The 12,588-nt window shown below is 73.7% G+C and carries 10 protein-coding genes; 5 read left to right on the top strand and 5 right to left on the bottom strand.

Features of this window, described 5'->3' with window-relative positions; translation table 11 throughout:
* Positions 1 to 67: 67 nt before the first annotated feature.
* From CLV70_RS24100 to CLV70_RS24090, 3 genes are read left to right on the top strand one after another with little or no spacing between them, the layout of a single operon-like run.
* Positions 68 to 823 (top strand): IclR family transcriptional regulator, encoded by a 756-nt coding sequence (locus CLV70_RS24100; protein ID WP_106128865.1) that lies wholly within the window; start codon positions 68 to 70, stop codon positions 821 to 823.
* A gap of 21 nt (positions 824 to 844) precedes the next feature.
* Complete coding sequence (glpK, locus tag CLV70_RS24095; protein ID WP_106128864.1) at positions 845 to 2,338, top strand: glycerol kinase GlpK; 1,494 nt, start codon at positions 845 to 847, stop codon at positions 2,336 to 2,338.
* A 52-nt stretch (positions 2,339 to 2,390) separates the two neighbouring features.
* Positions 2,391 to 5,396 (top strand): glycine--tRNA ligase, encoded by a 3,006-nt coding sequence (locus CLV70_RS24090; protein WP_106128863.1) that lies wholly within the window; start codon positions 2,391 to 2,393, stop codon positions 5,394 to 5,396.
* Positions 5,397 to 5,943: 547 nt separating this feature from the next.
* Here the strand turns inward: CLV70_RS24090 and CLV70_RS24085 are convergent.
* Positions 5,944 to 6,480, bottom strand: a complete 537-nt coding sequence (locus CLV70_RS24085; protein ID WP_106128862.1) for a YbhB/YbcL family Raf kinase inhibitor-like protein — start codon at positions 6,478 to 6,480, stop codon at positions 5,944 to 5,946.
* 83 nt (positions 6,481 to 6,563) lie between these two features.
* On the opposite strand from CLV70_RS24085, the gene CLV70_RS24080 reads away from it, so the two are divergent.
* Complete coding sequence (locus tag CLV70_RS24080; RefSeq protein ID WP_211303863.1) at positions 6,564 to 7,205, top strand: GntR family transcriptional regulator; 642 nt, start codon at positions 6,564 to 6,566, stop codon at positions 7,203 to 7,205.
* Here the strand turns inward: CLV70_RS24080 and CLV70_RS24075 are convergent.
* Positions 7,192 to 7,845 (bottom strand): hypothetical protein, encoded by a 654-nt coding sequence (locus CLV70_RS24075; RefSeq protein WP_106128860.1) that lies wholly within the window; start codon positions 7,843 to 7,845, stop codon positions 7,192 to 7,194. The two genes, CLV70_RS24080 and CLV70_RS24075, sit on opposite strands and share 14 nt — an antisense overlap.
* A gap of 285 nt (positions 7,846 to 8,130) precedes the next feature.
* Here CLV70_RS24075 and CLV70_RS24070 point away from each other — a divergent pair, with 285 nt between their 5' ends.
* Complete coding sequence (locus CLV70_RS24070; protein WP_106128859.1) at positions 8,131 to 9,231, top strand: glycerophosphodiester phosphodiesterase; 1,101 nt, start codon at positions 8,131 to 8,133, stop codon at positions 9,229 to 9,231.
* 9 nt (positions 9,232 to 9,240) lie between these two features.
* Here the strand turns inward: CLV70_RS24070 and CLV70_RS24065 are convergent, their stop codons facing one another.
* The 3 genes from CLV70_RS24065 to CLV70_RS24055 are packed head-to-tail and all read right to left on the bottom strand — an operon-like array spanning position 9,241 to position 12,562.
* The gene (locus tag CLV70_RS24065) at positions 9,241 to 10,284 is read right to left on the bottom strand and encodes a Gfo/Idh/MocA family protein (protein WP_211303862.1); all 1,044 of its coding nucleotides are present in this window, start codon (positions 10,282 to 10,284) and stop codon (positions 9,241 to 9,243) included.
* Positions 10,284 to 11,009, bottom strand: coding sequence for a ThuA domain-containing protein (locus tag CLV70_RS24060; protein WP_106128858.1), 726 nt, complete (start codon positions 11,007 to 11,009; stop codon positions 10,284 to 10,286). Before CLV70_RS24060 ends, CLV70_RS24065 begins: the two co-directional genes overlap by 1 nt.
* Positions 11,010 to 11,044: 35 nt before the next feature.
* Positions 11,045 to 12,562: a sensor domain-containing diguanylate cyclase gene (locus tag CLV70_RS24055; protein WP_245908426.1), complete on the bottom strand. Its 1,518-nt coding sequence runs from the start codon at positions 12,560 to 12,562 to the stop codon at positions 11,045 to 11,047.
* Positions 12,563 to 12,588 lie beyond the last annotated feature (26 nt).

Below are 12,588 nucleotides of genomic sequence, written 5' to 3'. Positions count from 1 at the left end.
ACGGCGTTCGGCATTGTCGAACGCTCTCAGGTCGCCGGGGGTCACGAGCTGGCATAGAGTCCGTAACGTGCCTGGAACAGTCCAGTCCATCGAGCGGGCGGCCGCGATCCTGCGGATGCTCGCCGGTGGCCCGGGGCGGCTCGGGCTCGCGGAGATCGCCCGGTCCCTCGACCTCGCGAAGGGGACCGTGCACGGGATCCTGCGCACGCTGCAGCACGTCGGCTTCGTGGAGCAGGACCGGGGGTCGGGCCACTACCAGCTCGGCGCGGCCCTGCTGCACCTCGGCACCAGCTATCTGGACATCAACGAGCTGCGGTCCCGCTCGATCAACTGGGCGGACCCGCTGGCGGCGCGCTCCGGCGAGGCCGTCCGGATCGGCACCGTCCTCGAGGGACGGGTGCTGGTCGTGCACCACGTCTTCCGGCCTGACGACACCTTCCAGACCCTCGACATCGGCACGCTGCTGCCGCTGCACGCCACCGCGCTCGGCAAGGTGCTGCTCGCGTACCGGGCGGAGCGGCCGGCCGCGGACCTCGACCGCTACACCCACCGCACCGTCGTCGCCGCCAAGGAGCTCGCCGCCGAGCTGGAGAGGGTCCGCGAGGCGGGCTGGGGTGCGGACGTGGAGGAGTACACCGTCGGCGAGGCCGCCGTCGCCGCACCGATCCGCGGGTACGGCGGGCTCGTGGTCGGCGCGATCGGCGTCTCCGGCCTCGTCGAACGCATCTGCGACAGCAGGTACCGGCCGCAGCCGAAACTGGTCGGCTACGTCCGGGACGCCGCCCGGGCGGTCTCCCGGGACCTCGGAGCCGCCCGGCGCTGAACCTCAAGGGGGAGGGACCTCATGACCGAGCGCTACGTCGTCGCGATCGACCAGGGCACCACGTCGACGCGGTGCATCGTGTTCGACCGCCGCGGCCAGCTCGTGTCCCTCGCCCAGCAGGAGCACAAGCAGTTCTACCCGAAGCCGGGCTGGGTCGAGCACGACGCCGCCGAGATCTGGCGCAACGTGGAACGGCTCGCCCCGCAGGCCCTGCGCCGGGCCGGCATCACCCTCGACCAGGTCGCCGCGGTCGGCATCGCCAACCAGCGGGAGACCACGGTGCTCTGGGACCGGCGTACGGGCGCCCCGATCGGCCGCGCCCTGGTCTGGCAGGACACCCGCACCGACTCGCTGGTGAACCGGCTGCTCACCCGGCCCGGCGCGGACGTGGTCCAGCAACGCGCGGCGCTGCCGCTGTCCACGTACTTCGCCGGGCCGCGGCTGCGCTGGATGCTCGACCACACGCCGGGCCTGCAGGAACGCGCGGAACGCGGCGAGGTCCTCTTCGGCACGATGGAAACCTGGCTGATCTGGAACCTGACCGGCGGCCTGCACGTCACCGACGTCACCAACGCCAGCCGCACCAACCTGCTCGACGTGCACACCCTCGACTGGTCGCCGGAGTCGCTGCGCTTCTTCGGCATCCCCCGGGCCATGCTGCCCGAGGTCAGACCGTCGGTGGCGGTCTTCGGGACGGCGGCGGCGGCCTTTCCGGGGGTACGGATCGGAGCGGCGCTCGGCGATCAGCAGGCGGCGCTCTTCGGCCAGACCTGCTTCATCCCGGGCGAGGCCAAGTGCACGTACGGCACCGGGAGCTTCCTGCTGCTCAACACCGGCACGGAGCTCGTACGCTCGGACAACGGCCTGCTCAGCACGGTCGCGTACCAGGTCGGCGGCGCGCCGGCCCACTTCGCGCTGGAGGGCTCGATCGCCATCACCGGCTCGCTCGTCCAGTGGTTCCGCGACCAGCTGGAGCTGATCGCGTCGGCGCCGGAGATCGAGACCCTGGCGCGTACGGTCGCGGACAACGGCGGCTGCTACATCGTCCCGGCCTTCTCCGGCCTGTACGCCCCGCACTGGCGCTCCGAGGCCCGCGGCGTGATCGTGGGCCTGACCTCGTACATCACGAAGGGGCACCTGGCCCGCGCGGTGCTGGAGGCGACCGCCTGGCAGACCCGCGAGGTGGTCGACGCGATGAACGCCGACTCCGGCCTGACCCTGCGCACGCTGAAGGTCGACGGCGGCATGACGGCCGACAACCTCCTGATGCAGTCCGTCGCCGACGTGCTCGACGTGCCGGTGGTCCGCCCCCTGGCGGCCGAGACGGTGTCACTGGGCGCGGCGTACGCGGCCGGCCTCGCGGTCGGCTACTGGCCGGACCTGGAGGACCTGCGCCGCAACTGGCACCGGGCCGGCCAGTGGCTCCCGGCGATGGACCCGGCCCGCCGCGAGACCGAGTACGGCAACTGGCGGCGCGCGGTGGAACGCACCTTCGATTGGATCCAGCCCGCGTAGCCGCCCGCCGCCCGGCCGCCCGGCGGCCTCCTGCTCACTAGACTTCGTGCCCATGCTCACCATGCAGGACGCGCTCGCCCGGCTCACGGCGTACTGGAGCGGTCAGGGGTGTCTGGTCGTGCAGCCGATGAACACCGAGGTCGGCGCCGGCACCCTCAACCCCGCGACCTTCCTGCGGGTGCTCGGGCCGGAGCCGTGGCGGGTGGTGTATCCGGAGCCGTCCGTACGGCCGGACGACTCGCGCTACGGCGAGAACCCGAACCGGCTGCAGACCCATACCCAGCTTCAGGTGATCCTCAAGCCCGACCCCGGCAACCCGCAGGAGCTGTACCTGGGCAGCCTGTCCGCGCTCGGCATCGACGTGGCCGCGCACGACGTGCGGTTCGTCGAGGACAACTGGGCGTCGCCCGCCCTCGGCGCGTGGGGGCTGGGCTGGGAGGTCTGGCTCGACGGGCTGGAGATCACCCAGTTCACCTACTTCCAGCAGGCCGGCGGGCTCGAGCTCGAGCCGGTGTCGGTGGAGATCACGTACGGCATCGAGCGCATCATCATGGCGTTGCAGGGCGTCACCCACTTCAAGGACATCGAGTACGCCCCCGGCGTCAGCTACGGCGAGGTCCACGGCCAGGCCGAGTACGAGATGTCCCGCTACTACCTCGACGACGCGGACGTCGCCACCAACCGCCGCCTGCTCGAGCTGTACGCCGCCGAGGCGCAGCGGCTGATCGGCGAGGGCCTGCCGGTGCCCGCCCACACGTACGTGCTCAAATGCTCGCAGGCGTTCAACGTGCTCGACGCCCGCGGCGCGGTCTCCACCGCCGACCGGGCCGCCGAGTTCGCCCGGATGCGCCGCCTCGCCGGCGACGTGGCCCGGCTCTGGGTCGCCCGCCGCGAGGAACTCGGCCACCCGCTGGGCGTCGCCGAACCGCTGCCCGAGCTCGCCGCGCCGGTCGCCGCCGCGCCGGTCGCCGCCGCGCCGGTCGCCGCCGCGCCGGTCGCCGCCGCCGGGCCGGTCTCCGCCGGACCGGTTTCCGCTGCCGGGCCCGGCGGGTCGCCCCGGACGCTGGTTCTCGAGATCGGCACCGAGGAGATGCCGCCGTCCGAGGCGCGGGCCGCCCGCGAGCAGGTGCGGCGCGCGCTCACCGAACTGCTCGGCCAGACCCGGCTCGGCCACGGCGACGTCCGGGTGTACGCCACGCCGCGCCGCCTGATCGCGGTCGTCGGACAGGTCGCGGCGCGCGAGGACGACCACACGCACACCGTGAAGGGTCCGCGGACCACGGCGCCGGAGCAGGCCCGGGCGGGGTTCGCGCGGGCTCAGGGCGTACCCGTGGACGATCTTGAAGTGGTGGACGGGATCTTCGTCGTGCGCCGGCACGTGGCGGGCGGCGCGGCACCCGCCGTGCTGGCCGGCGTGCTCGCGAAGGTCGTCGCCGGGCTGCGCTCGGCCCGGAACATGCGCTGGAACGACCCCCGGCTCGCCTTCACCCGCCCGGTCCGCTGGCTGGTCGCGCTCCTGGGCGACGACGTGGTGCCGGTCGCGGTGGGCGCCCTCCGCGCGGGCCGCGAGACCCGGCTCCTGCGGACGGCCGCGACGCCGGTGCTGCCCGTCGCCTCCGCCGAGACGTTCATGGAGACCGTCGCGATCAACGGCATCCTCGCCGACCCCGACGACCGGCGCGAGCTGATCGTCTCCGGCGCGCAGGATCTCGTGTACGGCGAGGGCCGCGTCGCCGACGACGCCCTGGTCGACGAGATCACGTACCTGGTGGAGCAGCCCACCCCGCTGCTCGGGCGCTTCGACGAGAGCTACCTGGACCTGCCCGCCCCGGTGCTGACCACGGTGATGCGCAAACACCAGCGCTACCTTCCCGTACGCGACGACGACGGCAACCTGCTCCCCCTGTTCGTCGCCGTGGCCAACGGCCCGGTCGACGTCGAACTGGTCCGGGCCGGCAACGAGGCGGTGCTGCGCGCCCGCTACGAGGACGCGGCGTTCTTCTACCGCGCCGACCGCGCCACCCCGCTGCCGGTGATGCGCGAGCGGCTCGCCCGCCTCACCTTCACCGACCGGCTCGGCAGCATGGCCGACCGCGCGGGCCGCATCGACGCCCTCACCGCCCTGCTCGCCCCGGCAGCGGGCGTCACCGGCCCCGACGCGGACATCGCCGCCCGCGCCGCGGCACTCGTCAAGGCCGACCTGGGCTCCCAGCTCGTCACCGAGATGACCAGCCTCGCCGGGGTGATGGCCCGCGACTACGCCCGGCACGCCGGCGAGAACCCGGCCGTGGCCCAGGCCCTGTACGAGGCGGAACTGCCCCGCCACGCCGGCGACGAACTGCCGGAGTCCGTACCCGGTGCCCTCCTGTCCCTGGCCGACCGCCTCGACCTGGTCGCCGGCCTGGCGGCAACGGTCGGCCTGCCCACCGGCAGCAGCGACCCGTACGCCGTCCGCCGCGCGATCCTCGGCCTGCTCGCCGTCCACCGCGCCCACCCGGACCTGTCCGGAATCGACCTCTTCACCGCCCTCGACCGCGCCGCGGCGCTGCAACCGGTCGAGGTGCCCCCGGCCGTCCTCGCCGCCGCCCGCGACTTCCTCACCCGCCGCCTCGAACAGGTCCTGACCGAGGAGGGCCACCCGGTGGACCGGGTCCGCGCCGTCCTGCCCCAGGCGGCCCGCCCGTCGATCGCGGACCGGCTGCTGGCCCAGCTCGGCCGCCTGGTCACGGACCCGGACTTCCGCGCCCTGGCGGAAGCCCTCCAGCGAGCCCGCCGCATCGTCCCGGACGGCACCCCCGCCACCTACGACCCGTCCCACCTCAAGGAACCGGCGGAGCTCGCCCTCCACGACGCGGTGTCCACCCTGGCCCCGCCCGGGCCGGACCTGACCGCCTTCACGGCCGCGGCGGCCCGGATCGCCCCCGCGACCACGACGTTCTTCGACTCGGTCTACGTGATGGCCGACGATCCGGTCGTCCGAGCGGCCCGCCTCGGCCTGCTGGCCACGGTCCGCGACCTGGGCGAAGGCCTGCTCGACTGGCGCGAACTACGCCTCTGACCCGCGAAAACGCTGCTTATCGGAATTCGGTTCGGCGGTGCGTGTTTCGAATCACCTGGACGGTGATTGCTTCGGCACCGGTGGCGGGGGTGAGGGCAGAGACTTCGGCTGGCATCGACTTTCGGCTCGGGCATCGATGGGCCCTGCAACGACATCCATCGAATACACGACCTCACCGCCGGCCGTGTGCACCTCAGCTGCCGGCGGCATCATATCGGCGGGGCAGCCGTTCGCCGGTGGCGCTGCGGGGCCCGTCACAGGTGTCGGTGAGTGCATTTGTGGGGCGATGACAAACCCGGCCGAGGCTATTGCGGCTGCTGCGAAGGCGAGGGTCGGCACGGCATTCGGACGCCTTGTGCTCACTGATCGCCTCCGGCGTGTCCTGGGAATTTCCGAGTATATCGCCGGCGTAAGGCGGTGAAGCGTGCTCACGTGCTGATGCCGTTCGCACTGAATGCCGTGTTCCGCGCTACCCGTCCCGGACGTGCGCGCCTCCTTCGGGGGTGCCCGGCCACCGTCCGGGTGGATGGTGGCCGGGTCCTGTCGGTCAGTTCGCCGGGGTTTCTCCGATCGCGGTCAGGGTCGCCCGGCCCAGGGTGTGGCTTGCCATGGTGAAGCCGAGGTACGCCGGGGTTCCGTCCGCCGGGACGCCGAGGTCTTCCGTGTCGAGGGCGTACACGGTGATGACGTAGCGGTGCTCGCCGTGGCCGGCGGGCGGGGCCGCGCCCACGAAGCGGGACAGGCGGGCGTCGTTGGGCAGTTGGAAGGCGCCCTCCGGGAGGCCGGTGCCGGTGGCGTCGCCGGCGTTCTCCGGGAGGGAGGTCGTCGTGGCCGGGAGGCCGGCGACCGCCCAGTGCCAGAAGCCGGAGCCGGTCGGGGCGTCCGGGTCGTAGACGGTGACGGCATAGCTTCTCGTGCCTTCGGGGGCGCCGGTCCAGGTGAGCTGGGGGGAGACGTCCTTGCCTCCGGGTACGCCGAACAGGCCGGAATACTGCGCGGCGCCGAGGGGTGCGCCGTCGGTGAGGGTGGTGCTGGTGACCGTGAAGGTGGCCGCCTCGGGGAGGCGGGCGTACGGGTCGTTCATGACGGTTCCTTCCCAGACGGAGTGTCGCCATCGACGATAACACTGATAATCGATTATCTGTCAAATAGTCTATGATGGCGGTCATGAAGCAGATGCTGTCCGGGCAGGTGTACGCCGACCTTCGCGAGGCGATTCTGCGCGGCGACTTCGCCCCGGGGGCGGCGCTCAAGCCGCAGGAGCTGGCCGGCCGCCATGGCGTCAGCCTTGCCGTGGTGCGGGAGGCGCTCGTGCGGCTGGTCGGGGACGGGCTCGCCGACCGGCTCACCAACCGGGGGTTTGCCGTGCCGAGCCGGTCCGATCAGCGGTGGCAGGACCTCGCGGAGGCCCGGCGTACGGTCGAACCCGCCATGCTGCGCATGGCGATCGCCCGCGGTGACCTCGACTGGGAGGCCCGGGTGCGGGCCGCCCATCATCGGCTGAGCCGTACGCCGGTGCTCGACGATCGCGGGGTACGGCCGGAGTGGTCACGGGCGCACCACGACTTCCACCGCGCGCTGCTGGACGGCTGCGGGAACCAGGTGCTGCTGGAGACGTTCGAGCGGCTGTGGCTGGCCAGCGAACTCACCCGCCACTGGCCGGCCGAACGCGGTCCCGAGCGTGACCACCTCGGCGAGCACCGGGATCTCGAGCAGGCCGCGCTGGCCCGGGACGCGGACACGGCCGCCGCGCTGCTCGACCGGCACGTGTCGCTGACCGTGGAGATTCTGCGGGCTACCCGAGCGTGAGGGTGGCGCGGGTGAGGGTCTCGCCGTCGTCGGCGTACTGGGCGTGCAGGTGGAAGCCGTCGAGCGCCCACTTGTCCCAGGGGCCGTAGTCGCCCAGGTAGCGGTCGCGGTACGGGTCACCCGACCCGCCCGGGTGGCCCAGGGACGCCCACAGCCCGGCCCGGCGCGGCACCCGGCCGGCGCCGCCCGGGATCTCCCCGGTGTAGGGCGCGAAGTCGTCGTCGCCGTGGAAGTGCAGGAACACCGTGGTGATCATGCCGTGCAGGTCGGCGGCGAGCTCCACCCCGGACTCGCGGGCGAGGTACACGCGCGACGGCCCGGTGCCGGCGGGCGGGACGAGGCCGTACTCCCGGAGGATGTCCTGCACCCGGGCCTCGAGGACGGTACGGCCGAGCAGCACGCTCGGGTCCGTGCGCGCCGGCACGACCGGCGGGCCGCTCACAGGCGCGGGGGAAGCGGGCGCCTGTGGCGGTGTGGCGGGCGCGTCAGGAGGGGTGGCGGGCGGCAGGCCGACCGGGTGGGGGTTGGCGCGGCGGGCCGCGCCGAAGAGCGGCTCGTTGGAGCCCTGCCGGGTCCGGTACCGGTCGCCGGGGCGGGACGGTTGCCGATGCTGCTCGGCGCGACGCTCGAGAAATCCCATGGTGTCTCTCCACGCAGGCTTTTCACAGTGAGCGTTCGGATCACCACCCTAAGCCGCCCACGAAACACGCCTCAAGGGATGAACGGACAGGTATCTCTGACCGATGTCATTCCCCGGAACGGGCGTCCGTACACGTGCCGACCGGCCTCGCCGCCGCTGCGGTGATCCTTTCGGGCGGCGTTTCCCGGGCGGTCACGGCGACTTCGCCGGGGCGTCGCGGTGATCGCCTGGACTCCTGCCGGGGGAAGTCCGGCGACCGTCGCCGGCCGGGCCCGTGGAGGAATCGTGGCGGATCGCCGACAGGTGTTGCGGATCGGCGCGCTGGCGGCCGGGGCACCCGCCGTGCTCGGCGCGACCGGCGCCCCCGCGCAGGCGTCGCCCGGCGGGCGGTCGTCGCTGGTCATCGGGCACCGGGGCGCGTCCGGCTACCGCCCCGAGCACACGCTGGCGTCGTACGAGCTGGCCGCGCGGATGGGTGCCGACTACCTCGAGCCGGACCTGGTCGCGACGAAGGACCACGTGCTCGTCGCCCGGCACGAGCCCGAGATCGGCGGCACCACCGACGTGGCGTCGCGGCCGGAGTTCGCGGCGCGGCGGCGCACCGTGGTGCTCGACGGGGTGAGCGTCACCGGGTGGTTCACCCACGATTTCACCCTCGCCGAGCTCAAGACGCTGCGGGCCACCGAGCGGATCCCTCAGGTACGCCAGCACAACACCCTCTACGACGGACGGTTCGAGGTGCCGACGTTCGAGGAGATCCTGCGGTTGCGCGAGCGGCTGTCGCACGAGCTGGACCGCGAGATCGGCGTGTACCCGGAGACCAAGCACCCGACGTACTTCCGTGGTCTCGGGCTCGAGCTGGAGACGCCGCTGGTGAAAGCGCTGCGCGGGCACCGGCTGGACCGCCGTGACGCCAAGGTGTTCGTGCAGTCGTTCGAGGCGGGCAACCTCCGCGCCCTGCACGACGATCACCGGCTGCGCGTGCCGCTGGTGTTCCTGACCGGTGCGACCGGCGGGCCGTTCGGCGACCCCCGGTCCTACGCCGACTACCTGACGCCGTCCGGCCTGAGGCAGCTCGCCCGGTACGCCGCCGCGATCGGGCCGGACAAGGGCCAGATCATCCCGCGCCGCCCCGACGACACGCTCGGCACGCCGACCCGCCTCGTCGCCGACGCGCACGCCGCCGGGCTGAAGGTCATGCCGTACACGTTCCGCGCCGAGAACCAGTTCCTGCCGGCGGACCACCGGGTGGGCGCCGATCCGGCCGGGTACGGGCGCGCGATCGACGAGCAGATCGCCTTCCTGCGTACGGGAATCGACGGTCTCTTCACCGACCAGGCCGACATCGGCGTCCTGGCCCGGCAACTCGCCCACGTCCCGGCCTGAGGGCGGGGGTCAGCGGCGCAGGTGGGTGCGGACGTCGGGCCAGGCGGCGAGCGTGGCGCGGACGGCCGGGTCCCGCTCGTCGGTCAGCGCCCGGCGGTGGGCGTCCCGCAGCACGTCGTCGATCAGCACCGGACGGCCGCGGTCGCTGGACGTGACGGCGGCCTCGACCATGGCGAGGCTGAGCACGTTCTCGTGGATCTCGCCCATCGGCGCGACGCCCGTCCGCAGTGCGCGGGCGAAGGCGTCCAGCGCCGCGGCGATCCCCTCCGGGCCGGGAGCGGGCGGCGGGCCGGGCGGGTCGGTGTCGCCGTCCCAGGAGGCGGTGCCGTGCTCGCCGGTGATGCGCCACGTGCCGTTCCACGAGGTGTCGGCCCCGGGCGCGCACCAGCTGCCGTGGTAGACGTACCGGGCGCCGCCGGTCATCTCGAAGGTGGCCGCCGCGCAGGCGTCGCCGTCGTACCAGCTCCAGGCGGGGTTCCAGGTGCGGCAGGAGACCTCGACCGGGTCGGCGGCCAGCAGGTAGCGGGCCGCGTCGAAGGCGTGGATGGCCATGTCGACGAGCAGCGGCTGGGCCATCCGCTCGCGGAAGCCGCCGAAGCGTGGGGCCCGGAAGAAGTCCGTGGCGGCGAAGGCGAGGGTGCCGAGCCCGGCCGCCGTCTCGCGCAGCCGGGCCAGCCGCGGGTTCCACCGCCGGGACTGGCTGACCATGAACAGCTTCCCGGCCACCTCCGACGCCGCGGCCAGCGACAACGCGCGGGCGACCGTGTCCGCGGCCGGCTTCTCGCCGAGGACGGGCAGGCCGGCCGCCAGGGCGGCGGCGGTCACCGGATGGTGGGCCGCGGGGACGGTCACGTCGATCACCGCCTCGGCGCCGGTGCGCTCCGCGACCGTCACCACGTCCGTGCCCACGGGTACGCCGGGAGCCGCGGCCCGCGCCGCGTCCAGGTCGAGGTCCACCACGCCGGCGAGCTCCACGGCCGGGTCGGCGGCGACGGCGGCCAGCCAGGCCCGGCCCATCGCGCCCGCCCCGGCCTGGACGACGCGCAGCGGCACTAGAACTCCCCGGTCTCGTGCCGGCGCAGGGCCGGCAGCGTGCGCTCCGGGCGTACGGGGCGGGCCCAGCGGACCCCGTTGGCGATGATCCGGCGGACGTCCGGGTGGTGGTACGTCGGATAGTCCTGGTCGCCGGGGCGGAAGTAGAACACCCGGCCGTGCCCGCGCCGCCAGGTGCAGCCGCTGCGGAACACCTCGCCGCCGCTGAACGAGCTGATCAGGACGAGCTCGTCCGGGGGCGGGACGTCGAAGAACTCGCCGTACATCTCGTCCTCGTCGATGACCACGGGCTGCGGCACGCCCGCCGTGATCGGATGGGCCGGGTCGACGGTCCAGATCAGCTCGCGGTCGTGGGCGTTGCGCCAGCGCAGGGTGCACGTCGTGCCCATCAAGCCGGTGAACACCTTCGACAGGTGGCCGGAGTGCAGGACGATCAGCCCCATACCGGACAGCACGTGGCGGCGTACGCGCTCGGCGACCTCGTCCGCGACCTCGCCGTGCGCCGCGTGGCCCCACCAGGTCAGCACGTCGGTGGCGGCGAGGACGTCCTCGGTCAGCCCGTGCTCCGGCTCGTCGAGCGTGGCCGTACGCACGACGCAGTCCAGATGTTCGCGGATCCCGGCCGCGACGGCGGCGTGCATGCCCTCCGGGTAGATCCGGCGGACGTGCTCCTCGCGCTGCTCGTGGCGGTTCTCGCCCCAGACGGTCACCCGGATCGGCTCCATCGGACCTCCCTAGCGGTCTGCGGTGAGCTTAACGGTCAGCCGGCCGGGAGGACCCCGCCGCCGGAGCGCTTGGCGCGGTACATGGCCGCGTCGGCGTTGCGCATGAGGCCGGCCATGTCGTCGGCGTCGGCCGGGAACAGGGCGATGCCGATGCTGGCGCCGACGGTCACCCGGCGGCCCTCGATGTCGTACGGCCTGCTCAGCCGGGCGTGGATGCGCCCGGCGATGGCCGCCGCCGACTCGCCGTCGGGGTTGCGGGTCAGCAGGACGGCGAATTCGTCCCCGCCCAGGCGCGCGACCACGTCGTGATCGCGCAGCGCGGTCTGCAGCCGCAGCCCGACCGTCTGGAGCAGGGCGTCGCCGGCGTGGTGGCCGACGGTGTCGTTCACCCGCTTGAAGCCGTCGAGGTCGAGCAGCAGCAGGGCGATCCGCCCGCCGGTCGCCGTCGCGATCTCCACCTCGCGCTCCGCCCGCTCCATCAGGTGCGAGCGGTTCGGCAGCCCGGTGAGCGCGTCGTGGTACGCCTGCCGGGTCAGCTCGGCGACGTGCTGCTGCTCGGCCTGGCGCAGCCGGGCGCCGTCGACGATGAGGGCGCCCTCCATCGCCACCTGCCGGGCGAGGGCGTGGTCGCGGCCGGTCCACTCGCGGGGCCGGGAGTCGCCGCAGAGCACGACGCCGACCGGGCCGGACGCCGACATCAGCGGCATGGCCAGGAACGAGCGCAGCCGCAGGGTCTCGACGAAACCGCCGGGGCGGACGTCGCTGGTGCGCGCGTCCGGCACCAGGACCGGCCCGTCGATCTCCTGCATGATCTTCCAGACCGGCGAGTCCTGGGCGGACCGGCCGACGAGGTTGCGGCGCAGCTCCTCGCCCATCTCGTCGGTGAGGCCGACGCCGACGGCGTACCGGATGGTGCCGTCCGGGCCGACCAGGTGCACGGCGGCCCGCTCGGTGCGGAACGCCTCGCCGGTGGCCTTGGCGAGGAGCTGGCCGGCGGCCTCCACGGAGGTGGCGGTCGCGCCCTCCTCGAACAGCTTGCGGATGGTGGCGGTGGCGTGCGCGGTGTACTGCCGGTGCACCTCAGCCGCGAGGACCTGCAACGTCGCGGCGACCTGGAGGGCGGTGCCGGCCGCGGTCTCCGGGCGCAGGCGGTCGAGGTCGGTGCCGGTGAGCACGAGGACGCCGACGGTCTGGCCGCCGATGCGCAGCCGTACGGCCGTACGGTCGCCCGCCCGCACCGGGGGAGCGCCGGCCGAGACGCGGAACACCCGCCCGGCGACGCGCAGGTCGTCGGCGGCGGCGGGGCCCCGGGTGGCGGCGGGGCGCAGGCTGCCGTCGTCGGGGTCGAGGGTGAACACCGTGGCCGCGGTCATGCCGCACGACCCGCTCAGCCGCCGGTCGACGATGGCGAGGATGTGGTCCAGCGAGGGGATGTCGCGGGCCATGACCTCGACCAGGTCGGCCAGGAGCTGGGCCTGCTCGTCGAGGGCGGGCAGCAGCGCACCGGCGATGAGATCGCCACCGGAGGCACGCGTCGCGCTGCGCAGGGTCACGGACGCAAGATTCGGCAGGCCGGCGA

It is taken from the genome of Pseudosporangium ferrugineum (assembly GCF_003002065.1).
Taxonomy (GTDB): Bacteria; Actinomycetota; Actinomycetes; order Mycobacteriales; family Micromonosporaceae; genus Actinoplanes; species Actinoplanes ferrugineus_A.
This window is presented reverse-complemented; position numbering and strand designations above follow the sequence as displayed.